Genomic DNA, 22,008 nt, shown 5'->3' with positions numbered 1-22,008 from the left:
CGTTGCCGTGCCTGCCTGACATGCACTTGATTACCGCAATGAAATTCACTGTACTTGCCGCGGCTTCTTTCGCCGCTGTTGCCCTGTTCTCGAATGCCGCAAGCGCGGCGCAGTCCGAAACGCTCGCCGCCGATCCGGTTTATGCGGTCGTTCACGTCGATATCGAACCGCCGAAAGTGCCCGACGCCCTGCCTGCGCTGCGCGCCTTCGAAGCGCAGGCCAAACAGGACCCGGCCGTCGCAAGCATCGACATCCTTCAGCAAACCGGCGCGGAAAATCATTTCACGCTCGTGGAAGTGCTGAAATCGAAAGCGGCTTATGATGCGTTCGTTTCGCGTCCTTATGTGCGCACGCTGCGCGAGACGCTGCAACCGATACTCGGCGGTCCGTTCGACGAGCGTCTGCATCATGTCATGCCGTAAATGACGCCTTGCCCACTGAGATAAACCGATGAACGCATTCAAAGCCGCTGGCGCGTCGCTGATCGCCGGTCTTTTCTGCTTCGCCAGCGTGAGCGCCGTCGCGGCAACGGACGATGCAAACGTCAACGCCAACGCCAACGCCGACGCCAACGCCTGCACGAACGCGGCCCGCAGCCTCGCGCCGGACGGCACCTTGCGTGCTTCGATCAACATCGGCAATCCGGTGCTGGCCGCGCTCGATGCGAACACGCATGAGCCGGTCGGCGTCTCCGTCGATCTGGCGGGCGAACTCGCGCGGCGTCTGGGCGCACGCGTGCAACTCGTCACGGCGACGAGCGCGGCCGCCTCGCTCGACAATGTCGTGAGCGGACGCGCCAACGTGGGCTTCTTCGCCATCGATCCCAAACGCGGCGAGGACATTCATTTCACCGCGCCTTATGTGCTGATCGAAGGCGCGTACGCGGTGCGCGACGGCTCGCCGATCGCGCGCAGCACCGACGTCGACCAGCCCGGCGTGAGCATCGCGGTCAGCCGCGGCAGCGCCTACGATCTCTATCTTTCGCGCGCGCTGCATCATGCGACGCTCGTGCGGATTTCGCCGTCGTCGGCCGTGTTCGACGCGTTTCAGAAACAGCACATCGACGTGCTCGCCGGTGTGAAGCCACAACTCGCGCAGGAAGCCGCGTCCGGCAGCGGACTGCATCTGCTCGACGGACGCTTCATGGTGATCCGCCAGGCAATGGGCGTGCGCAAGAACGAAGGCGACGACGCCGCGAACTGCGTCGCGCAATTCGCGGGCGAGATGGCGAAATCGGGTTTCGTGGCCGAGGCGCTCACGCGTCATCATGTGGATGGCGCGAGCGTCGCGCAGCCGGGCGACTGACGCGCTACAAAACGACGCAGCGCGACCGGCACGAAGCCGTCGCGCTGCCTCTTTAACGGCGCATGCTCAGTGCCCGAACACGTCGGCGTCGAGCATGTCCGACTCGTCGCGCTTGAGTGCGCTCACGGCCGTCATCTCCTCGTCGCTCAGACGAAAATCGAAGATGTCGAGATTCTGCGCCTGACGTTCCGGGTCCGCCGATTTCGGCACCGGCACGAAGCCGCGCTGCGTATGCCAGCGCAGGACGATCTGCGCGGGCGTGCGCCCGTAACGCCGCGCGATCGACACGATCGCTTCTTCCGCCAGCAAGTCGCCGCCGCGCCCGATCGGGCTCCAGGTTTCCGTCACGATGCCGCGCTCCGCATGGATCGCCACGATATCGTCGCGCGCGTGCCAGGGATCGAGCTGGATCTGGTTCACGTGCGGCACGAAGCCCGCGTCGAACAGACGCTGCAGATGCTCGGGCTTGAAGTTCGACGTGCCGATCGCGCGCACCTTGCCCGCCTCCAGCAGTCGCACGAGCCCTTCGAACGCTTCCACGTAGCGGTTCTGATCGGGATTGGGCCAATGCACGAGCAGCAGGTCCAGATAGTCGAGACCCATGCGCTTGAGGCTCGCCTCGCAGGCCTCGCGCACGCCGTTCACGCTATGCCACTGGCGATTGAACTTGCTGGTGACGAAGATCGACTCGCGCGCGATGCCCGACGCGCGAATGCCTTCGCCCACCCCCACTTCGTTGGCGTAGTTTTCCGCTGTATCGACTAGCCGATAGCCGACCTGCAGGGCGCTCGCCACGGCTTTCGCCGCGCCGACGTCGTCGAGCGGCCAGGTGCCGAGACCGGTTTGCGGCATCTCCACGCCGTTGGCCAGTTTGATGAGAGGCGCCGGATTGACTGTCATGAAAAGTTCCTTGAAACGTCCTTGGTAAAATGCGTGCAGCCGCGCGGGCCGCACGTCCCGCGTGCCAAAAACAAACCGCCTACCGCGGTCTCCGGATACCCTCGCATACCGATGGGTATCCGCGTACCGGCCAGCCGAGGGCACTTGCGAAGGAATCCGCCCATGCCCCGCATGACCCGTGAAGAAAGCCAGGCGCAGACGCGCGAGAAGCTTATCGGCGTCGCGCAGATGCTCTTCGCGCGCGACGGCTATGCCGCCACCTCGCTCGAACGCATTGCCGACGAAGCCGGCTACAGCAAAGGCGCCGTCTATTCGAATTTCGACGGCAAGGAAGCGCTGTTTCTCGACGTGCTCGATGCGCACGGCAAGACAAGCCTCGCCACCATCCTCGCGGCGCTGCACGACGCGCACACGCTCGACGATGCCATCGAACGCCTCGCGCGCTGGTCCGACAAGCAGTCGCGCACCGGCAACTGGCCTTCGCTGATCGTCGAATACGCGCGCCACGCCAAACCGGCCAGCGCGTTTCGCAAAGCCCAGGAAAAAGTGCTGCGCGCACAATGGCGCGCACTCGGTGAGCGGCTGCTCGCGCTGACTTCCACTTCGGCCGGCACCACGCTCTCGCCCGAAACGGTCGGCGCGCTCGTGTTCGAGTTGACCTACGCGCCCGCGATGAGTTTCGTCAGCCAGCCCACTTCGGGCGATTTATTGCGTGTGGCACTGCAAGGCGTGTTTGGCGCAAGCGCCGCGCCCGCTCCTGCAAGCAAGCGCACGAAGCGCTGAGCACGCGCACGAAGCGCTCAGGAAACGAGCGTGACGCCGCCATCGATGGCAATCGTCTGGCCCGTCACGAAACCGTTGCCGATGAGAAAGAGATACGCGGCGGCCACTTCCTCGACTTTGGCGGTGCGCCCGAGCGGAATGAGCGACGTGAAGCGCTGCTCGATCGCATCCACGTCGCTTGCGGGCAGATTGCGCCAGAGCGGCGTGCGCGTCCAGGTGGGCGCGACCGCATTCACGCGAGCACGCGGCGCCAGTTCCACGGCAAGCCCTTCGACCAAAGTGCGAATGGCGTCGTTACCGACAATCGCGCCCGACGCGTTGTGCGCCCGGCCGCCCGATCCCGCCGTAAACACGAGACTGCCGCCCTCGCGCAGACGCGGCGCGGCGTGACGCGCGAGCCGCAGATTGGCGTAGAACTTCTCCTCCACGGCCTGGCGAATGGTTTCGAGCGGCGCTTCGAGAAAGCCGCCGCCCATTGCGCCGCCCGCCATCGAGACGAGATGATCGAACGGTTCGATGCGCGCGAAAAAATCCGCTAGCGCGGCTTCGTCGGCGATATCGAGCGCGAGCGCGCTCACCGTGTTTTGCGGCGTGGCGAGCGCGGCCAGCGCCGCGTCGCGCCGCTGCGCATCGCGGCCCGTGATGACGACCTGCGCACCGGCATCGCGCGCCATGCGGGCCACTTCAAAACCGAAGCCCGACGTACCGCCGACGATCACCACGCGTCGGCCCTTGAGTTGCGCTGTCATGTTTCACTCCCGATTCACGCCGCATTCCCGCGTTTCGCAGGCCTGCGCCGCTTCAGATTTTCAGATTCCGATGAGTATCTGAATACTACACCGAATTCCGAAACCGGATGGGAGGGGGAACAAGCCGCCAGGGCATCAGAGGGGTGTTTGACGCGCCCTCTTACCTTTCGCTCGCTTCGCTGGCAGCGCGCGCGTCGAATGCCGCGCGCGCGATATCGACGGCGTCGAGGTTGTGCAGCGTCCATGCATAGAGCGCCCTGAACGGCCCTTGCAGCGAACGCCCCAGTTGCGTGATCTCGTATTCGACCGCGACCGGCGACACTGGAATCACTCGGCGCGACACCAGACCATTGCGCTCCAGACGGCGCAGACATTGCGTCAGCGCCTTCTGCGTAACGCCTTCCAGATGGCGCTTGATCGCGTTGAAACGCATCGGGCCCGCGTCGAGCACGGTCAGAATCATCATCGACCATTTGTCCGCGATCTGGTCGATCAGCAGACGGCTCGGGCAGTCGACGGAAAAATGTTGGCGGCAATCGGGCTTGAGCGGCAAGGGCGACATGGGGCAGGTTTCCTCGAGGATACCTAGGCGAAACAAAGTGCGTTCTTGACGCCAGGTATCCGGAATATACCATTCGGGGTGCTGCGGGATTCAGCCGCAATTCAGACCGGCATGCGCGCATGCCCTTGACCTCCACGGAGCCCCACCCGATGTCTTCGTTTGCAACCGATGTCCTGTTTCAACCTTTCTCGGTCGGCTCGCTGACGCTGCCGAACCGTATCGTCATGGCGCCGATGACGCGCTCGTTCGCGGCGGGCGGCATTCCCGGCCCGTCGAACGCGGCCTACTACCGGCGTCGCGCGGAAGGCGGCGTCGGCCTGATCCTGTCGGAAGGCACGGTCGTGAACCGCCCCGCGTCGCGTAACCATCCGGGCATTCCGTTCTTCCACGGCGAGGCGGCGCTCGCGGGCTGGCAGCACGTGATCGACGAAGTGCACGCAGCGGGCGGCCGCATGGGCCCGCAACTCTGGCACACGGGCGCGGTGAAAAGCTTCCTCACCGACTGGACGCCGGACGCGCCCGTCGAAAGCCCCTCGGGTCTCGACGCACCGGGCGTGGAGCGCGGCGTGGCGATGAGCGACGCCGATATCGCCGATACGATCGCCGCGTTCGCGCAAGCGGCCGCCGACGCCAAACGCCTCGGCTTCGACACGGTGGAACTGCACGGCGCGCACGGCTATCTGATCGACCAGTTCTTCTGGTCCGGCACGAACCGGCGCGACGACCGCTACGGCGGCCCGAGCATCGGCGAACGCGCGCGTTTCGCGGCGGAAATCATCGCGGCCGTGCGCGCCGCCGTCGGCCCCGACTATCCGATCGTGATCCGCCTGAGCCAGTGGAAGCAGCAGGATTACAAGGCGCGCCTCGCGCCCTCGCCGCAGGAAATGGCGCAATGGCTCGAACCGCTCGTCGCGGCAGGCGCGAGCGTGCTGCATTGCTCGCAGCGCCGTTTCTGGGAGCCGGAATTCCCGGAAGTCGATGGCGAAAACGGCCTGAATTTCGCGGGCTGGGCCAAGAAGTTGACGGGCGCGGCCACGATCAGCGTCGGCTCGGTCGGTCTCTCGGGCGATTTCATGGGCGCGTTCGGCGGCGAAGGCTCGACGAGCGTCGGACTCGACCGCCTGGTCGAGCGGATGGAACGCGACGAGTTCGATCTGATCGCCGTGGGCCGCGCGCTGATCACCGATGCGTCGTGGGCCGCCAAGGTGCGCTCGGGCGATGTCGACGGGCTGCGCGGTTTCGAACCGGCTTCGCTGCACGAACTGGTTTAATCGACGGCGCAGCGACAGCAGCAACAACGCGCCACGCGGCCATGTCCGGCAGAGCGTTCATCGATAAAACTCCGATGGCGCAATGCCGAAATGCCGCTTGAACATCGCGGCAAACGCGCTCTGACTCGTGTAGCCGAGATCGAGCGCGACCGCGACGATCTTCTCGCCGCTCGCAAGCCGCTCCAGCGCGAGAAAGAGCCGCGCGTGCTGTCGCCAGCGCCCCGGCGTCATGCCGGTTTCGCGCTGAAATGCACGATGCAGCGTGCGCTCGGCCATGCCCAGTTGCGCCGCCCAGGGCGCGATTTCGTGCGGCGCGTCGGGCGTGTCGATGATCGCATCGCAGAGCTTGCGCAGACGCGCGTCCTCGGGCCACGGCAAATGCAGCGGCAGACGCTGGATCACCGTGAGTTCGGCCAGCAGCAGGCGCATCAGCAGATCGTCGCGGCTGCCGTGCGCGTAGTCGAACGGCACGTCCACGGCGCCGAGGATCAGTTCGCGCAGCAAGGGCGGCACGGCGATGACACAACTGCCATACGGCAGATCCGGCGCCGCATGCGGCTCCACGAACACGGTGCGCATGCGCACGTTGCCGCTCATGCGGACCGTGTGCTCGAGCCCGGCGTCGATCCAGACCGCGCGCGTGGGCGGCACGACCCAGCGGCCCGCCTGCGCCTCGATCAGCATCACCCCCTCGATCGCATAGAGCAGTTGCGCACGCCGATGCCGATGCGTGGCGACGAACGCGCCGTGCGGATAGTCGGCGGCGAGCGCCGCGAGCGGCATGGGCGTGTCTTCGAACGGGACGTGGACGTCCGGCGGCGGAATAGCGGGCATCGGCGGGAGGGGGTGAAAAACCGGTTGAAAACCGAGTTGGCAGTTTCACGACAGATCGTGCCATTTTAGCGCGAGACAGACCACCGTCACGACGCGCATGCTCGGGGCTCGCTGATTCCTTCCACCGCTGCCCCCTGAACCACGAGGCCCGCATGCCTGCTCCCTCTTCGCGCTCCGCGCTCCCTTCGCTGTTCCCGATCGTCGCGATTGCACTGTGGTCCGGCAACGTCATGGTGTCGCGCCTGTCCGCGCACACCATCGATCCCTACGCGATCACCTTCTGGCGTCTCGTGCTCGCCGTCGCGCTGATGAGCCTTTTCGTGCCGGCCGCCGCCTGGCGCAACCGCGCCGCCATCGTCCCGCAATTGCCGAAGCTCGCTTTTCTCGGCCTGCTCGCGATGGCGCTGTTCCAGTGCCTCTCCTACGAAGCCGCGAAAACAACCACGGCCACCAATATGGCGATCATGACCGCCCTCGTGCCGCTGCTGACGATGCTGCTCTCGGTCGCGCTGCTCGGCGAAACGCCGACCGCGGGCATGGCGGCGGGCGGCGTGCTGTCGTTCGCGGGTCTCGTCTGGCTGATCACCGGCGGCAATCCGCCCGCCCTGCTCGCGGGCGGCGTCCACCCCGGCGATCTGCTGATGCTCGGCGCGGGCGCCGCCTACGCGCTCTATGGCGTGCTGCTGCGGCGCTGGCACGTCGGCTTGCCGTCGTGGCAATCGACCTATTTTCAGGCGATCGCGGCGCTGCTCGTCATGTTGATCCTGATGCTGCGCCTGCCGCTCGCCGATGCGCTGCCCAATCGCGCGAGCCTGCCGCTGATCGCTTACGCGGGCTCGCTCGCCTCGGTCGTGCTGCCGTTCTTCTGGATGCAGGGCGTGAAGCATCTCGGCCCGAACCGCTGCAGCATGTATATGAATCTGCTGCCCGTGTTCACGGCGGTGCTGGCCGTCGGCTGTTTCGGCGAGCGGCTGCATGCGTATCACCTGCTCGGTGGCGGCGTGGCGCTCGCGGGCGTGCTGCTCGCGCAGACGTGGCGCGCGCCGCTGTCGGTCCGGCGCGTGGCCACGATGCCGCGCGAACCGTCCTGCGATTGAGCCGTGACGACGCGCGATTTACAGCCCGACGCCCATTTGCGCGCGCCCAATCGCCGTGAGATCGTCGAGACGCGCGCGGCCGGTGAAATCCACTTCGAAATGATCGGCGGGAAAATCGGGCGGACTGTCTCCGTCGATGAAACTCGGCAGTTGACGCCGTAAATAAGCGTCGTTTTTCGCGCACGCGGGCAGCGAGGCGATATACATCACGTTGCTGTAACCGCTGCCGCGATGCGCGTCCTCGACCGCGTGAATCACGTCGCTGTGCCAGAACACGGTGTCGCCGGGCTGCATCAGCGGGATCGACGAAAGCGCGCGGAACAGCGGCGCGTGATACGCCGCCTTGATCGACAGCGCGCGGCCCGGCATGGCGCCGCAGAGGTCGTCGTCGGCGATATCGTCCTGCAGCGCGCGCAGCAGGATGTAGACCATGGCGCTGGCGATCGGCACGAGTTGCAGCGTGCCGTCGCCCGGCCCCTGCTGCGTCAGCGCGGTCCAGCCCTGGAAGGTGCGGAACATCGAGCACACGGCGGGCGAGGCGATTTCCTCGACCTCCGTGCGCCAGGCCGCGTCGAACGGATCGTAAGCGCGCCAGTTGCCGGAAAACACCTCGCGATAGACCTTGCGGAAATTCGGCTCGATCCAGCGCTCGACCGAGCCGCCATCGCAATGCGCCGACAAGCCCAGCGATTCCGAACCCGGCGGACGCCGGCGCAAACGGTCCGCGTAAACCGGCACGCGGTCGGGATCGAAATGCACGCGCCCTTCGCTTTCGCTGCGCCAGAGCCGGTTCAGAAAAACGCGCGCCTGCGTGAGTTCCGCGGACTGGCGCGCCAGCACTTGCGGCTTCGACCAGTACACGCCGTAAATCTGCGGCTTGCTGGAAGCCAGTTGTCCGAAGTATCGATCCTCCGCGCGGTTTTCGAGCTTTTTGTCGAGGCGATTGCGCTCGACATAGTCGGCGATATCGCGGTCCCATTGCTCGACGCGCGCGCGATCGAACACGTTGCGGATCACGCACGCGCCGCGCGTTTTCACGTTCGCGATCTGCTCCGCGCTTACGCGGCCGGCCGCGATATCGTCGAAGCGGATCTCGGGAATCACTGGCTCGCCGCGCTCGCGCAGCGCCGCGATGCGCTCGGCCTGCGCGATCATGTCCGCCTCGACTTCGGCGAACACCTCGCGATAGTTGGGCAGCCGCTCGCGAAGTTCATTCTTTGCGGCGCGAATGGCGCCTGGGAGGTCGTCGATCTGCAGGGGCATGCGCGTCTCCGTGTTGTGTTGTCGTCTTTATCGGCCCTAGCTTACGTGAGCGGCGAACGAAGCGAAAGCGCGTGACGCCGGGGCGCGATCCGGCGCGGATATTGCGGGGCGTTATTCATTTCCGGCAACGCCGCAAGGTAGTATCACGGACCGAGGGGATTCGACACGTTTCCCGCAGCCGATACTGTCTTTGCGATGCTGTTCAAGCGGCGCATTCAACCACGAGATACACCATGACCACGACATTCGACGCGGCCACGACAGCGGCGATTGCCGCGTTTGCCCAACTGGACTTCTACACGGCCGTGCAGGCGATGCGCGCCGAGGCCGACTACGACCGCGAGCGCGACCAATGGCTCACGGACTACATCGAGGAGCGTGGCGGCGGCGCGGACGACGCCGAGTACGACGCGCTGCACGCGCAAGCCCAGGCGACGCCGGAATATGCGCAATTCATCGAAACCGTGCGCAAGGAATTGCAGGAATACTTCGGCGTGACCGGCGAGCAACTGGACTGGATCATCGTGCTGCGCGACGACGAAAGCGACGCACTCTGGGCGGAGGTCAACCGCCAGCGGACCGCGCTCGGCACCGGCGAAGTGCGCGGCGATCTCTGAGCATGGCGGAGGCCGTCGCGCAGCAAACCTTACGTGACTTTCAGACGCGATTTCGACCGCCTCGCCCCACTTCTCACATGGTGGAATAACATGCCCATCCGGTAAATGTCCTTTCCGGATTCCGCTCTAAAATCGGGCCCGGATTGCCTTGCGGCGCGCGCGACGAATCCACCTGAATTCGTCCGCACAACAGAAAAATCCTGCTAAAACAGCGATCTATCGCAAATCGAACAAATCGCACGCTCCCGCCCGCCGCCCCACGCGCGGCCCCTCATCGCCAACCGCTCCGCCGATCAACTCTTATATAAGACATAAGACATTTGACGATAGACGGCACAGCGATTAGAATCGCGGTCAAAGTAGTGGTAGTGCCCGGAATAGCCTCGGCGTGTCTGGAACGCCTTCCCCTGAAACGCAATACAGCAGGTCCCCATGCTTGAAAACTTTCGTGCTCACGTAGCCGCACGCGCCGCGCTCGGCATCCCCCCCTGCCTCTCACGGCTCAGCAAACTGCCGAGCTGGTGGAACTGCTGACGAATCCGCCCGCAGGCGAAGAGGCCACGCTGGTCGATCTGATCACCAACCGCGTGCCGGCCGGCGTGGACGAAGCCGCGCGCGTGAAGGCCGGCTTCCTGGCCGCCGTCGCCAAGGGTGAAACCGCCTGCGCGCTGATCTCGCGCGAGCGCGCCACCGAACTGCTCGGCACGATGCTCGGCGGCTACAACATCGCCCCGCTGATCGAACTGCTGGCCGACCCGGCCGTGGGCACCGTCGCCGCCGACGCGCTCAAGAAAACCCTGCTGATGTTCGACCAGTTCCACGACGTCAAGGAACTCGCCGACAAGGGCAACGCAAACGCCAAGGCCGTGCTGCAAAGCTGGGCCGACGCCGAATGGTTCACGAGCCGTCCGGAAGTCCCGCAAAGCCTGACCATCACGGTCTTCAAGGTCACGGGCGAAACCAACACCGACGACCTGTCGCCGGCGCCGGACGCCACCACGCGCCCGGACATCCCGCTGCACGCGCTCGCCATGCTGAAGAACGCCCGTCCCGGCATCACGCCGGAAGAAGACGGCAAGCGCGGCCCGGTCAAGTTCATCGAATCGCTGAAGGAAAAGGGTCACCTGGTCGCCTACGTCGGCGACGTGGTCGGCACGGGTTCGTCGCGTAAATCGGCCACCAACTCGGTGCTCTGGTTCACGGGCGAAGACATCCCCTTCATCCCGAACAAGCGCTTCGGCGGCGTGTGCCTCGGCGGCAAGATCGCCCCGATCTTCTACAACACGATGGAAGACGCCGGCGCACTGCCGATCGAACTCGACGTGTCGCAGATGGAAATGGGCGACGTGGTCGAACTGCGTCCGTACGAAGGCAAGGCGCTGAAGAACGGCGCCGTGATCGCCGAATTCACGGTCAAGTCCGACGTGCTGTTCGACGAAGTGCGCGCCGGCGGCCGCATTCCGCTGATCATCGGCCGCGGCCTGACCGCCAAGGCGCGTGAAGCGCTCGGCCTCAAGCCGTCGACGCTGTTCCGTCTGCCGCAACAACCGGTCGACAGCGGCAAGGGCTTCTCGCTCGCGCAGAAGATGGTTGGCCGCGCCTGCGGTCTGCCGGAAGGCCAGGGCGTGCGCCCGGGCACGTACTGCGAACCGAAGATGACCTCGGTCGGCTCGCAGGACACCACGGGCCCGATGACCCGCGACGAACTGAAGGACCTGGCGTGCCTCGGCTTCTCGGCCGACCTCGTCATGCAATCGTTCTGCCACACGGCCGCTTATCCGAAGCCCGTCGACGTCAAGACGCACCAGACGCTGCCGAACTTCATCAGCACGCGCGGCGGTATCGCGCTGCGTCCGGGCGACGGCGTGATCCACTCGTGGCTGAACCGCATGCTGCTGCCCGACACCGTCGGCACCGGCGGCGACTCGCACACGCGCTTCCCGATCGGCATCAGCTTCCCGGCAGGTTCGGGTCTGGTCGCCTTCGCGGCCGCCACCGGCACGATGCCGCTGGACATGCCGGAATCGGTGCTGGTCCGCTTCAAGGGCAAGATGCAGCCGGGCGTCACGCTGCGCGACCTCGTCAACGCGATCCCGCTGTGGGCCATCAAGGAAGGCACGCTGACGGTCGCCAAGCAAGGCAAGAAGAACATTTTCTCGGGCCGCATTCTCGAAATCGAAGGCCTGCCCGACCTGAAGGTCGAGCAAGCGTTCGAACTGTCGGATGCGTCGGCTGAGCGTTCGGCTGCCGGTTGCACGGTGCACCTGAACAAGGAACCGATCATCGAGTACCTCAACAGCAACATCACGCTGCTGAAGTGGATGATCGCGCAAGGCTATCAAGACCCGCGCAGCCTCGAACGCCGTATCAAGGCGATGGAAGCGTGGCTGGCCGACCCGCAACTGCTCCAGCCGGACGCAGACGCGGAATACGCCGCCGTCATCGAAATCGATCTGGCCGACGTGCATGAGCCGATCGTGGCCTGCCCGAACGACCCGGACGACGTGAAGACGCTGTCGGACGTCGCCGGCGCGAAGATCGACGAAGTGTTCATCGGTTCGTGCATGACCAACATCGGTCACTTCCGCGCCGCGTCGAAGCTGCTCGAAGGCAAGCGTGACATCCCCGTGAAGCTGTGGGTCGCGCCGCCGACCAAGATGGACCAGAAGCAGCTGACCGAAGAAGGCCACTACGGCGTGTTCGGCACGGCTGGCGCGCGGACCGAAATGCCGGGCTGCTCGCTGTGCATGGGTAACCAGGCACAGGTGCGCGAAGGCGCGACGGTCATGTCGACGTCGACGCGTAACTTCCCGAACCGTCTGGGCAAGAACACGAACGTGTACCTCGGCTCGGCGGAACTGGCGGCAATCTGCTCGCGTCTGGGCAAGATCCCGACCAAGGAAGAGTACATGGCCGACATGGGCGTGCTGACCGCCAACGGCGACAAGATCTATCAGTACATGAACTTCGACAAGATCGAAGACTTCAAGGAAGTCGCCGACAGCGTGCAGATCTAAACGCGACGAGCGGCTACGGCGCGATAGCGGAAACGCAGATTCGCGCCGTCGTCCGGCTCTTCAGTTTTGCGTTTTAGCGCCATGCCGATAGCGCCGCAGGCTCCAGGCCTGCGGCGCTATTTTTTTATGGATCGCGCGGATTCAGGTGCAGTGTCACGCCCGCTCGGGCGCGCTCGCCGACGGCATCAGCAGCATCGCCACGACGAGCGAGATGACGCATCCGGCCAGCACTTCCTCGATACGCAGGCGCGCGAGCGGCACGATCGCGAAACCCAGTTGCCCGTAGACGAGCCCGACCAGCATCGTGATGAAGAAGACGCCGCGCGCATACGCGTGAAGAATGTAATAGGCCCAGCCGAACACCGATAAGGCCGTCGCCGCCACCAGCAGCCAGGGCTCGTGGCCGCAGAGGCCGATGAGCAGCACGCTCGCCGCCGCGCCCGTGAGCGTGCCCGCGATGCGCTTCATCACGCGGGCGCGCGTGCCCTGATGCGAGGTCGTGCCGAGAAACACCACGAAGGTGCTGATGACGGCCCACATCGCGCGATCCGCCGACAACGCGCTGCCCGCCAGCATCGCCAGCAACGCCGCGACGGTCGCGACCAGCGCCGGGCGCCACGCGAGCCGGTGCAGCCGATGTGCGAGCAACTCGCTCAACGGCCGCCGCGAAGGCCGCCCCGTGACGAGCACATCGGCGGCAAGACGCAGCGCCAATGCAATGCGCGCCTTCGCCGCAGCGACGCTCGCGGGCACGCCGCGCACGAACGCCGCGCGCGATCGCGACGACGCCGCCTCCACACGCTCGACCGGAATCAACACGCGCCCCACGAACGCGACGACGAGCGTCGCCAGCGCCATGCCGGTCAGCATCTCCGCGAGGCGCGCATCCACCGGATGCAGATACAGGCCGAGGTAAAACGCCACCAGCGTCAGCAACGCCGCGCCCACCGCGCGCGCGCCGAGCGACTGGCACAACATGCCGACGAACACCACAAGCAGCGAGCCCGCGTCGCGCCACATCGGTTGCGCGGCGACCGTGGCGGCGGCCGCGAACGCCGCGCACGCGCAACCGCACAAGATCAGCAGCGACACCAGCCAGCCGGATAGCCGCGACTCGCGCAGAAAGAGCGGCGCGATCATCGCGAACAGTGCGGCGGGGACGGCGAGCGTCGCGGTCTGATGGTGCTGGAGCGCCCACGGCACGCCAAGGCTCGCAGTGAGCAGGCTCGCGAGCGTGGAGCGTGCGGCGCCGCGTAGACGCGCGAATTCGGGGTCGTGGAGCAGTGCGCGGTTGACGGCGCGTGAACAGGCGGCGGCGATCATGGTCGACGATATCCGTGCAGGTCGGCATCCGGCTTGTGGCCGTATCCGACGTCCGAGCGTGAAGCCCGGCGATGAGGGGACGCCGGATGCGTCGCCCAACCGGGATCTCCGGTCCTGCGCGCGCACGGCGAGACAGTCCCCGGGCCGCGAGCGCCTGTGTCGAGGGTACGACGTGCGGCGCGCGGCTCGGGTTTTCCCGAATGATATCTGGTCAAAAAAGCGCGGGCGTGTCGATGTTGCTCGACGGCCCGCGCAGATCGTGCCGTACTTGCCGAAACTGCCGAACCTGCGCCTACATCGCCGGATCGAGTTGAATCGCATGGGCGGCGCGCAAGGTCGCGCCGAGGAACGTGCCCATGCTTTCGCCGCAGTCGCGCGAACCCATTTGCCGCAGCCCCGGCAGCCCGCCTCCTTGCGCGAGATCATCGAGCGAACCGCGCAGCGTTGCTATCTTGATAATTTCCCCGAGACAGCCGTTGTGCTCGCTCCGCCCCGCCTCATGTCCTCGCCCGTCGCGTCTTCTCCCTCGCTTTTGCCTCCCGAGCTGCAACTCGGCGAGCCCGTCACCGACGCCATGCACACCGAATTCGTGCGCCTGCTCGACCTCGCGCACGATGCACCGGACGCGGCGCTCGTCGGCGCGCTCGACGTGTGGATCGCGCACACGCGCGAGCATTTTGCGCAAGAAGAGCGCTGGATGGAGGCGCTCGAATTCGGGCCGCGTCATTGCCACGCGGGCCAGCATCGCCACGCGCTGCACGTCGCCGGCCTCGTGCGCGACGAGATCGCGCAGAACGCGCGCTTCGACCTCGGCCGGCGGCTGATCGGCGAATTGCGCGAGTGGTTCGCGTTTCACGTCAAGACGATGGATTCGATGATGATCGGCCACATGCGCGAGACCGGCGTCGCGCCGGTCGTCTGACGCGCGCCGCGCTTTCGTGCCCGCGCTCCGGCGCATCGCTGTTTCCTTTCCGCTCACTCCCTCCGCAGAACAGGTCCATGAATCACGATGTCATCATCGTCGGGGGCGGCCCCGTCGGTCTCTGTCTCGCGCGTGCGCTCAGCGGCCGCGGCCTGCGCATCGCGCTCGTCGAGCAACAGCCGCTCGACGTGATCGCCGCGCCCGCCTTCGACGGCCGCGAAATCGCGCTCACGCAACCCTCCGTGCGCCTGATGCGCGAACTCGGCCTGTGGGAGCGTATCGACGCCGACGCCCGCTCGCCGATGCGCGCCGCGAAAATCTTCAACGGCCTCTCCACGCATGCGCTCGAAATCGGCAGCGACTCGCGCGAGCATGCGGAGCTGGGCTGGCTGGTCGCCAACCAGGTCATCCGCCAGGCGGCTTTCGACGCGTTGCAGGCGAACATCGCCACGCACGGCGATGTCACGGTGATCGCGGGCGAAGCGGTCAGCGCTGTGGACACCGGCGCCGAAGCGGCGCGCGTGACGCTCGACAACGGCACGGTCTTGACGGGCGCGCTGGTCGTGGCCGCCGACAGCCGCTTTTCCGCGACGCGCCGCATGATGGGCATCGCCGCCGATCTGCACGACTTCGGCAAGACCATGCTCGTCTGCCGCATGACGCACGAGCTGCCGCATCGCGAGGCGGCCTGGGAGTGGTTCGGCTACGGCCAGACGCTCGCGCTGCTGCCGATGAACGCGCATGCGCCGAGCGGCGCGCATCAGTCGTCGGTCGTGCTCACGCTGCCCGCGCAAGAAATCAGCGCGCTCGCGGCGCTCGATGCTGAAGCGTTCGGCGCGAATCTCGAAAGGCGTTTCGCGCGGCGGCTCGGCGCGATGCAACTGGTCAGCACGCGCCATCTCTATCCGCTGGTTTCGGTCTACGCGGACCGCTTCGCGGCCACGCGTTTTGCCGCGATCGGCGACGCGGCCGTGGGCATGCATCCGGTCACGGCGCACGGCTTCAACTTCGGCCTCGCGAGCGTCGAAACGCTTTGCGAGTGCCTGACGACCGCGCTGCGCGAAGGCGGCGATATCGGCGCGCTGAACGTGTTGCGCCGCTACGAGAGCCGCCATCGGCGCGCGACGCGGCCGCTGTTTCTGGCCACGCGCCTGATCACCGAGATCTACACCAACGGCACGCTGCCCGCGCGCCTCGCGCGCAACGTCATGCTGCGCGCGGCCTCGCATCTCGCGCCGTTCCGCAAAGCCGTGGCCGCTTCGCTGACCGGATAATCAGCACATTGGATGACGAAAAATTACCGGCGCTCGCCCACGCGCCGGTTTCAAAAACGGCAAAGGTCCGCCGTCAATAAAAGCAAAACGAAATACGCACGAAATACGATCGAAATATTTCAATAAATTAATAACAGTAATTTTACGATTTATTTCAGCGTCGAATTAAGAAATTAGAACCTGATTATCAACGAGTTAATTCAAAGCAACGCGGCCCTCGACGACCGCGTTGTGCTTTTCACGCTGTAAACCCCTGCCCGCCAGCCGCTCGCCGCCGGCTTTCAATTGCCCGATTCCTGCCGGGCGTCAAACGTCTTCATTACCTGCATCGACTGCAATAATCGCCGAAAACCGCCTACCGGATATTCGGAATTCTTTATAAAAGTTTCACACTCGAATGATTCAATGCGCCCACTTTGACGGCGCCTCAAAGAATCCCGATTGCGAATATTGCGATTGACCCACTGCTTGCTTTCAACCCAATAAGACGAAGCGCCATACTAAAATCCAGGAGCGCGCGAAATGCAACACAGAAAAGCTTTGCTATCCATCTCGTTCGCTGCGGCGGTCGCCACCATCGCGGCCTGCGGCAGCAGCAACAACACGCCGTCCAGTTCGACGACGGCGGCCGTGTCGCCGCAAGACGCGCTCGCGACGAGCACGCCGATCAAGCACCTCGTGGTCATCTTCGGCGAGAACGAGTCCTTCGACCATTACTTCGGCACCTATCCGAACGCGCAGAACCCCGAAGGCGAGCCGACGTTTACGGCAGCCTCGGGCACGCCGACCGTCAACGGTCTCACGACCGCGCTCTTGACGAGCAACCCGACCGTCGCGAATACGAAGAACCCGAGCGGGACCAACATCAATCCGTTCCGCCTCGACCGTTCGCAGGCCGCCACGGAAAGCCAGAACCACAACTACACGCCGGAACAGCTCGCCGCCGACGACGGGAAGATGGATCTGTATCCGCTGAACACCGGCAATAACGCCGTGGGTTCGGCGAACACGTTCGGCGAGCCGGGCCTCGTGATGGGTTATTTCGACGGCAACACCGTGACCGCGCTCTGGAACTACGCGCAGCACTTCGCGATGAGCGACAACGCGTACACGGACACCTACGGTCCGTCGACGCCGGGCGCGATCTCGGTGATCTCGGGCCAGCACAACGGCGCCGTGGTGACGTCGAGCGGCGCGGTCGTCACGGGCAGCGCGACGACGAGCCCGTCGACCGACGTGGTGTACGACCTGCAAGGCGGCTGGACGCTCGTCGGCGACCTCGACCCGACCGGCGACGCCTGCACGGTCGCGGCCGGTTCGAGCACGACGGCGGCGATGTCCTCGAAGAACATCGGCGATCTGCTGAATTCGAGCGGCGTCACGTGGGGCGGCTTCATGGGCGGCTTCAATCTGCAGACCGTGAACGCGAACGGCACGACGGGCTGCAACCGCTCGACGTATTCGTCGGTGCTCGGCGCGAGCGAAAACGACTACGTGCAGCATCACGCGTGGTTCCAGTACTACACGAGCACGCAGAACCTCGCGCATACGCGTCCGTCGTCGGTGGCGGCGATCGGCTACACCGATCCGCTCGACAACACGGCCACGCCCGTGCATCACCAGTACGACGTGAACGACTTCTTCACGGCGGTCAAGGCGGGCAACTTCCCGTCGGTGAGCTTCCTGAAGGCACCGGCGGTCGCCGACGCCCACCCTGGCAACTCCGATCCGCTCGACGAACAGTCGTTCGTGACGAGCGTGGTGAACTTCCTCCAGCAGCAGCCCGACTGGAAGAACACCGCGGTCATCGTGACCTACGACGACTCGGACGGCTGGTACGACCACCAGTACATCGCGCCGACGACCTCCTCGTTCGACTCGACCTCGGCGGAAACGACGGGCCAGACGACCAAGACGGCCGTGACGGGCGCCGACCAGCTCAACGGCGCGGGCGTGTGTAACGCCACGGGCGCGGTGCAAGGCGCGGGCGTGAACGGCGGCGCCGTGAATGGCCGCTGCGGTCCGGGCACGCGCATTCCGTTCCTCGTGATCTCGCCGTACGCCAAGGCGAATTTCGTCGACGGCACCACCGTGGTCACGCAGTCCTCGGTCGTGCGCTTCATCGAGGACAACTGGCTCGGCGGCGCGCGCATCGGCCAGGGCTCGAACGACGCGAACGCGGGCAGCATCATGAACCTGTTCAACTTCGCGAGCACGTCGCCGATCGCGCCGCTGTATCTCGACTCGAACAAGGGCACGCAGCTCTCGTCGGCGCCCGCTGCGATCACCGGGCCGTCGCTCTAAGCGTCGCACCGGTCGCGTCCGGCGCAATGTTTGTTTGACCATCGACGGGCGTCCCGACCTGCCTGCATCGCTTGACGCAGTGTGGGGACGCTCTTGCGCATCGGTCCGGCCACGGTCGGACCGATGCTTTTTTCCTGGCTTGTTCCTCTTTACAGCGCCCGGCATGCACGCAGGTTCGCCGGGCCTCGCGGGCATCGCTCATCACTCGTCTATGTCAACGCAACCGTACCGTCCGTCCCCTTCCGCCGAGTCCTCCGCGCCCAAGGGGCCGCCCGGCGCCAGCCGGACACGCGGCCGCACGCGCCTGCTGACCGGCTGCGCGGTCGCGCTGTTCGCGCTCGCCGGGCTGGCCGGCTACGCGCTCGCCTATCCCGAACGCATGCCCGCCGCCGTGGGCGACGCGGTGGAAGACCTCACCGGCGCCAATCCGCATCCCGTGCAGCTCGTGTTGCCGCCGCAGGCGCCGCTGAGCGCGGTCGCGAAACTCGGCAAGCAGATTTTTTACGACACGTCGTTGTCCGCGTCGGGCAAGCAGTCGTGCGCGTCGTGTCATAGCGCGACGCGTGGCTACGGTCCGCCGAACGATCTCGACGCCCAACTGGGCGGCCCGAATCTCGATCGCCAGAGCTATCGTCCACCGCCCTCGCTCGCGTATCTGTATCGCCAGGCGCCGTTCAGCATCGGCCCCGATGCCGCCGACGCCGCCGCGCCGCCCGACTTCAACGCGCTCGCCCAGGCCGCCAAGGGCACGCAGCGCGCCGACAAGGTCGCGGGCGCGACGCCCACGACCGTCGCCATGGTGCCAGTGGGCGGCCTGTTCTGGGACGGTCGCGCCGATTCGTATCAGCGCCAGGCGCTCGGGCCGCTGCTCAATCCGACCGAAATGGCGAACCCGGATGCCGCCACGGTCGCCGCGAAGCTCGCGCACGCGTCGTACTCGGACACCTTCCGCAAACTGTTCGGCCCGCGCATCTTCGACAACCCGACCTTGCTGACCGCCGAGGCGATGTTCGCGGTCGGCCGCTTCGAATTCGAGGAACCGGATTTCCACGCGTTCACGAGCAAATACGACGCGTGGCTGCAAGGCAAGGCGCGGCTCACGCACGCGGAACTGCGCGGCCTGCGTCTGTTCAACGATTCGAAGAAGGCGAATTGCGCCGGTTGCCACTTGAGCCAGCCGACCTCGGACGGCCTGCCGCCGCTCTTCACCGACACGCAGTACGAAGCGCTCGGCGTGCCGCGCAATCCGCGCCTGGAAGCGAATCGCGATCCGAAATTCTTCGACCTCGGACTGTGCGGGCCGATCCGCCAGGACCTGGCGAAGCAGACGCAGTATTGCGGCATGTTCCTCACGCCGACGCTGCGCAACAGCGCAATTCGTCACGTGTATTTCCACAACGGCGTCTATCACGATCTGAAACAGGTGATGGACTTCTACAACCTGCGCAATACCGATCCGGGCAAGATCTATCCGCGTGACGCTTCGGGCAAGGTGCAGGTGTACAACGACATTCCGAAGGCGTGGCAAGGCAACGTCGATTACGCCGATGCGCCGTTCGACCGCAAGCCGACCGATCAGCCCGCGATGTCCGATCAGGATATCCAGGACATCATCGCGTTCATCGGCACGCTCACGGACGGCTACAAGGCGAAGTGAGCGCGGCTGCCGGTATTGGCACGAGGCGAAAAAAAACGCGCGGAGCGATCCGCGCGTTTTTTGTTTTGTCGACCGGCGAGGCGCGCCGGTGCGTGCGTCCAAAGCGTCAGGCCGATGCGTTCTCGGCGTTCAGCTTCGTGACCGCGCCCGTCGACGCGTCGTAGCGATAGCCCTGTGCTTCGAGCTGGGCGCTGATCGCCTCGACGATGACGCGCTGCTGGAACTCCTTGCGCAGCAACTCGTGATCCGGCTTGAGCTGGCTCAGCTCGCCGGCGAGGCGGCGGCTCAGCGATGCTTCGCCCACGCCGCGTGCGTGGATCAGCATCATCTGCTCGTTGGACTGGATCAGTTGCTGCTTGAGGCCGTTCGCGTAGTCGGCCCACTTCTTGAGGTTGTCGCGCGCTTCGTTGATCGCGGCGGCGTGCGTTTGCGCTTCCTGCGTGAACTGGGCCTTCAGCGTTTCCAGCGCTTCGATGGCCGCCGTGTCCTGCTGCGCTGCTTGCTGCGCTTCCTGCGGCGCCGACGCGGCTGCCTGAGCTTCCTCGGCCTGCGCTTGTGCCTGCGCCTGCAGCGCCTCATGCGCTTCCTGCGCGTCCTTCACCGCCTGCTCGGCCTTGGCGATCGCTTCCGCGTTCGCGGCGGCTTCGGCTGCCGCGTTTTTCGCGAGTTGCGACAGTTCGGCCGCGCGCTCCTGCGCTTCCGTCACGGTCGCCGACAGACGCGCGATCTCGGTCGCGCCGGCATCGCGCTCTTCGGTCAGGCTGGCAACCTGCGTCTGCACGTTCTGCAACTCGCTGGCGGCGGCGTCACGTTCGGCTTGCACGCTGCTGACTTCGTCGCGACGCGCGGCGTGGGCTTCCTGCTCGACTTGCAGCGCGGCGCGGATCGATTCGAGCTCGCCTTCCAGACGCGCGACCGTTTCCGCGTGCGCGGCTTCCAGCGCGGCGCGCTCGGCTTCGTTATCGACGGCGGGTTCGGCTTGTTGTGCGGCTGCCTGTTCGGCTGCGGCTTGCTCTGCTGCTTGTTCCGCCGCGGCCTGTTCCGCCGCTGCCTGCTCGGCGGCTTGTTCCGCTGCCGCCTGCTCTGCAGCGGCCTGTTCGGCAGCCGCCTGCTCCGCCGCGATCTGATCCGCAGCGGCCTTTTCCGCCGCAGCCTGTTCCGCTGCCGCTTGCGCTGCCGCCTGCTCGGCTGCCGCGCGTTCCGCTGCCGCCGCCTGCTCCGCCACGATCTGCTGCGCGGCGGCCGTGGCTGCCGCGGCGATTTCGGTCTGGCGGACCACTTCGGCCTCGGCGGCTTCACGCGCCGCGCGCTCGGCCGCGAATTCCGACGCGGCCTGCTCGAGTTCCGCTTCGAGCAGGTTGACGCGCTCGGTCAGTTCCTGCACGCGCTTTTCGGCGGCGTCGGTGCGCTGCACGGCCAGTGCGATGTCCTCGTCCAGTCCGCTGCCGGCGTCGACCTTCGCTTCGTAGGCGCTCGTCATGCGGTCCAGCTGAACTTGCAGCGAATCCAGTTCCTGGACGGTGTTCTGCAACTCGGCGAGCGCGTCGTCGCGCTCGTTGCACGCGTCTTCGACGCGCTCGCGCATCGACGCCAGACGGCGCGTCACGGCGCGCTCGGCCTCGTCCTGCGCCGACGTCCACAGACGGTCGAGCGCGTCGCGCATCGTTTCGGTGACGGCGTCGGGCAAGGCCGGGCGCTCGGAAACCTGCGGCACGCGCGGCGCACGCGCCTCGCGCCACTTGCGCAGCGACGCGGCGACGGAGACCACGGAGCCGGTATGGACTTCCGACCAGATGGCCACGGGCGACACCGTCTGGCCGTCTTCGGCCATCCGGTCCGCGATTTCAGCGACGAGTTCGTCGGTGATCGCAATACTGCTGCTAGACATATCCGCCTCGATAACGCTAAGAAAATTGACGATCGACGCAACCGCAGGTCGATCGGTGGTGAGCATAGCCCCCGCAATATGAAAATTGTCGGGTCTCGGCCCCAAAGTTAATTGGCGGAAAAGCCGGGGGAACGGGGACGTATTCGCGCAATTGGATGTCGTCGCCGAATAGTGCGGGTCGAATTTTATAAAGCGATGCCGCGTTCTTCAAGACGTAATCTGGACGCGCTTGACCTGCGCTC

Annotated in this window: 17 protein-coding genes and 1 pseudogene; 11 read left to right on the top strand and 7 right to left on the bottom strand. The window is 65.8% G+C overall.

Annotated features, from left to right (window positions below; translation table 11 throughout):
- Positions 1-38 precede the first annotated feature (38 nt).
- Both G5S35_RS35105 and G5S35_RS35100 read left to right on the top strand, forming a co-directional pair.
- Positions 39-422: a putative quinol monooxygenase gene (locus G5S35_RS35105; protein ID WP_074983082.1), complete on the top strand. Its 384-nt coding sequence runs from the start codon at positions 39-41 to the stop codon at positions 420-422.
- 28 nt (positions 423-450) lie between these two features.
- Positions 451-1,305 carry a transporter substrate-binding domain-containing protein gene (locus tag G5S35_RS35100; protein WP_183040146.1) on the top strand — a complete coding sequence of 285 codons (855 nt, stop codon included), beginning with the start codon at positions 451-453 and terminating at the stop codon, positions 1,303-1,305.
- Between the two features lie 66 nt (positions 1,306-1,371).
- Here the strand turns inward: G5S35_RS35100 and G5S35_RS35095 are convergent, their stop codons facing one another.
- Positions 1,372-2,205 carry an aldo/keto reductase gene (locus G5S35_RS35095; RefSeq protein WP_183040145.1) on the bottom strand — a complete coding sequence of 278 codons (834 nt, stop codon included), beginning with the start codon at positions 2,203-2,205 and terminating at the stop codon, positions 1,372-1,374.
- Positions 2,206-2,367: 162 nt separating this feature from the next.
- On the opposite strand from G5S35_RS35095, the gene G5S35_RS35090 reads away from it, so the two are divergent.
- A complete protein-coding gene (locus G5S35_RS35090; protein ID WP_074983086.1) occupies positions 2,368-2,988 on the top strand; it encodes a TetR/AcrR family transcriptional regulator in 621 nt (206 codons plus the stop codon).
- A gap of 17 nt (positions 2,989-3,005) precedes the next feature.
- Here G5S35_RS35090 and G5S35_RS35085 read toward each other — a convergent pair whose 3' ends face one another.
- Entirely contained in the window at positions 3,006-3,737 is a 732-nt protein-coding gene (locus G5S35_RS35085) for an SDR family oxidoreductase (protein WP_183040144.1), read from the bottom strand.
- A gap of 160 nt (positions 3,738-3,897) precedes the next feature.
- Positions 3,898-4,299: a winged helix-turn-helix transcriptional regulator gene (locus G5S35_RS35080; RefSeq protein ID WP_074983095.1), complete on the bottom strand. Its 402-nt coding sequence runs from the start codon at positions 4,297-4,299 to the stop codon at positions 3,898-3,900.
- A gap of 149 nt (positions 4,300-4,448) precedes the next feature.
- Between G5S35_RS35080 and G5S35_RS35075 the strand changes: the two genes are divergently transcribed.
- Complete coding sequence (locus tag G5S35_RS35075) at positions 4,449-5,570, top strand: NADH:flavin oxidoreductase (RefSeq protein ID WP_183040143.1); 1,122 nt, start codon at positions 4,449-4,451, stop codon at positions 5,568-5,570.
- A 57-nt stretch (positions 5,571-5,627) separates the two neighbouring features.
- Here G5S35_RS35075 and G5S35_RS35070 read toward each other — a convergent pair whose 3' ends face one another.
- Entirely contained in the window at positions 5,628-6,404 is a 777-nt protein-coding gene (locus G5S35_RS35070) for an AraC family transcriptional regulator (protein WP_237181817.1), read from the bottom strand.
- Positions 6,405-6,556: 152 nt separating this feature from the next.
- Here G5S35_RS35070 and G5S35_RS35065 point away from each other — a divergent pair, with 152 nt between their 5' ends.
- The gene (locus G5S35_RS35065; RefSeq protein WP_074983099.1) at positions 6,557-7,501 is read left to right on the top strand and encodes a DMT family transporter; all 945 of its coding nucleotides are present in this window, start codon (positions 6,557-6,559) and stop codon (positions 7,499-7,501) included.
- 18 nt (positions 7,502-7,519) lie between these two features.
- Here G5S35_RS35065 and G5S35_RS35060 read toward each other — a convergent pair whose 3' ends face one another.
- Positions 7,520-8,764 carry a DUF1479 domain-containing protein gene (locus G5S35_RS35060; RefSeq protein ID WP_065064089.1) on the bottom strand — a complete coding sequence of 415 codons (1,245 nt, stop codon included), beginning with the start codon at positions 8,762-8,764 and terminating at the stop codon, positions 7,520-7,522.
- A gap of 233 nt (positions 8,765-8,997) precedes the next feature.
- Here G5S35_RS35060 and G5S35_RS35055 point away from each other — a divergent pair, with 233 nt between their 5' ends.
- Together G5S35_RS35055 and acnB are read left to right on the top strand one after the other, a co-directional pair.
- Positions 8,998-9,381, top strand: coding sequence for an ATP-dependent protease (locus G5S35_RS35055; RefSeq protein WP_065064087.1), 384 nt, complete (start codon positions 8,998-9,000; stop codon positions 9,379-9,381).
- A 432-nt stretch (positions 9,382-9,813) separates the two neighbouring features.
- Positions 9,814-12,398 (top strand): annotated as a pseudogene (gene acnB / locus G5S35_RS35050) (bifunctional aconitate hydratase 2/2-methylisocitrate dehydratase).
- 153 nt (positions 12,399-12,551) lie between these two features.
- Here the strand turns inward: acnB and G5S35_RS35045 are convergent.
- Entirely contained in the window at positions 12,552-13,721 is a 1,170-nt protein-coding gene (locus G5S35_RS35045) for an FUSC family protein (RefSeq protein ID WP_110327039.1), read from the bottom strand.
- Between the two features lie 499 nt (positions 13,722-14,220).
- Between G5S35_RS35045 and G5S35_RS35040 the strand changes: the two genes are divergently transcribed.
- The 4 genes from G5S35_RS35040 to G5S35_RS35025 all read left to right on the top strand — a co-directional run bounded on the left by G5S35_RS35040 (position 14,221) and on the right by G5S35_RS35025 (position 19,878).
- Positions 14,221-14,643, top strand: coding sequence for a hemerythrin domain-containing protein (locus G5S35_RS35040; RefSeq protein ID WP_065064081.1), 423 nt, complete (start codon positions 14,221-14,223; stop codon positions 14,641-14,643).
- Between the two features lie 77 nt (positions 14,644-14,720).
- Positions 14,721-15,917 carry a 5-demethoxyubiquinol-8 5-hydroxylase UbiM gene (ubiM, locus tag G5S35_RS35035; protein ID WP_183040142.1) on the top strand — a complete coding sequence of 399 codons (1,197 nt, stop codon included), beginning with the start codon at positions 14,721-14,723 and terminating at the stop codon, positions 15,915-15,917.
- A gap of 522 nt (positions 15,918-16,439) precedes the next feature.
- Positions 16,440-18,221, top strand: coding sequence for a phospholipase C (locus tag G5S35_RS35030; RefSeq protein WP_074983106.1), 1,782 nt, complete (start codon positions 16,440-16,442; stop codon positions 18,219-18,221).
- 211 nt (positions 18,222-18,432) lie between these two features.
- A complete protein-coding gene (locus G5S35_RS35025) occupies positions 18,433-19,878 on the top strand; it encodes a cytochrome-c peroxidase (protein WP_183040141.1) in 1,446 nt (481 codons plus the stop codon).
- Positions 19,879-19,984: 106 nt separating this feature from the next.
- Here the strand turns inward: G5S35_RS35025 and G5S35_RS35020 are convergent, their stop codons facing one another.
- Positions 19,985-21,766, bottom strand: a complete 1,782-nt coding sequence (locus G5S35_RS35020; protein ID WP_237181815.1) for a DNA-binding protein — start codon at positions 21,764-21,766, stop codon at positions 19,985-19,987.
- Positions 21,767-22,008: the final 242 nt, after the last annotated feature.

This window comes from Paraburkholderia tropica, assembly GCF_014171495.1.
In the GTDB taxonomy this organism is placed as follows: Bacteria; Pseudomonadota; Gammaproteobacteria; order Burkholderiales; family Burkholderiaceae; genus Paraburkholderia; species Paraburkholderia tropica.
Note: the sequence above shows the minus strand (reverse complement) of the source record. Positions and strands in the feature narration are given on the sequence as shown.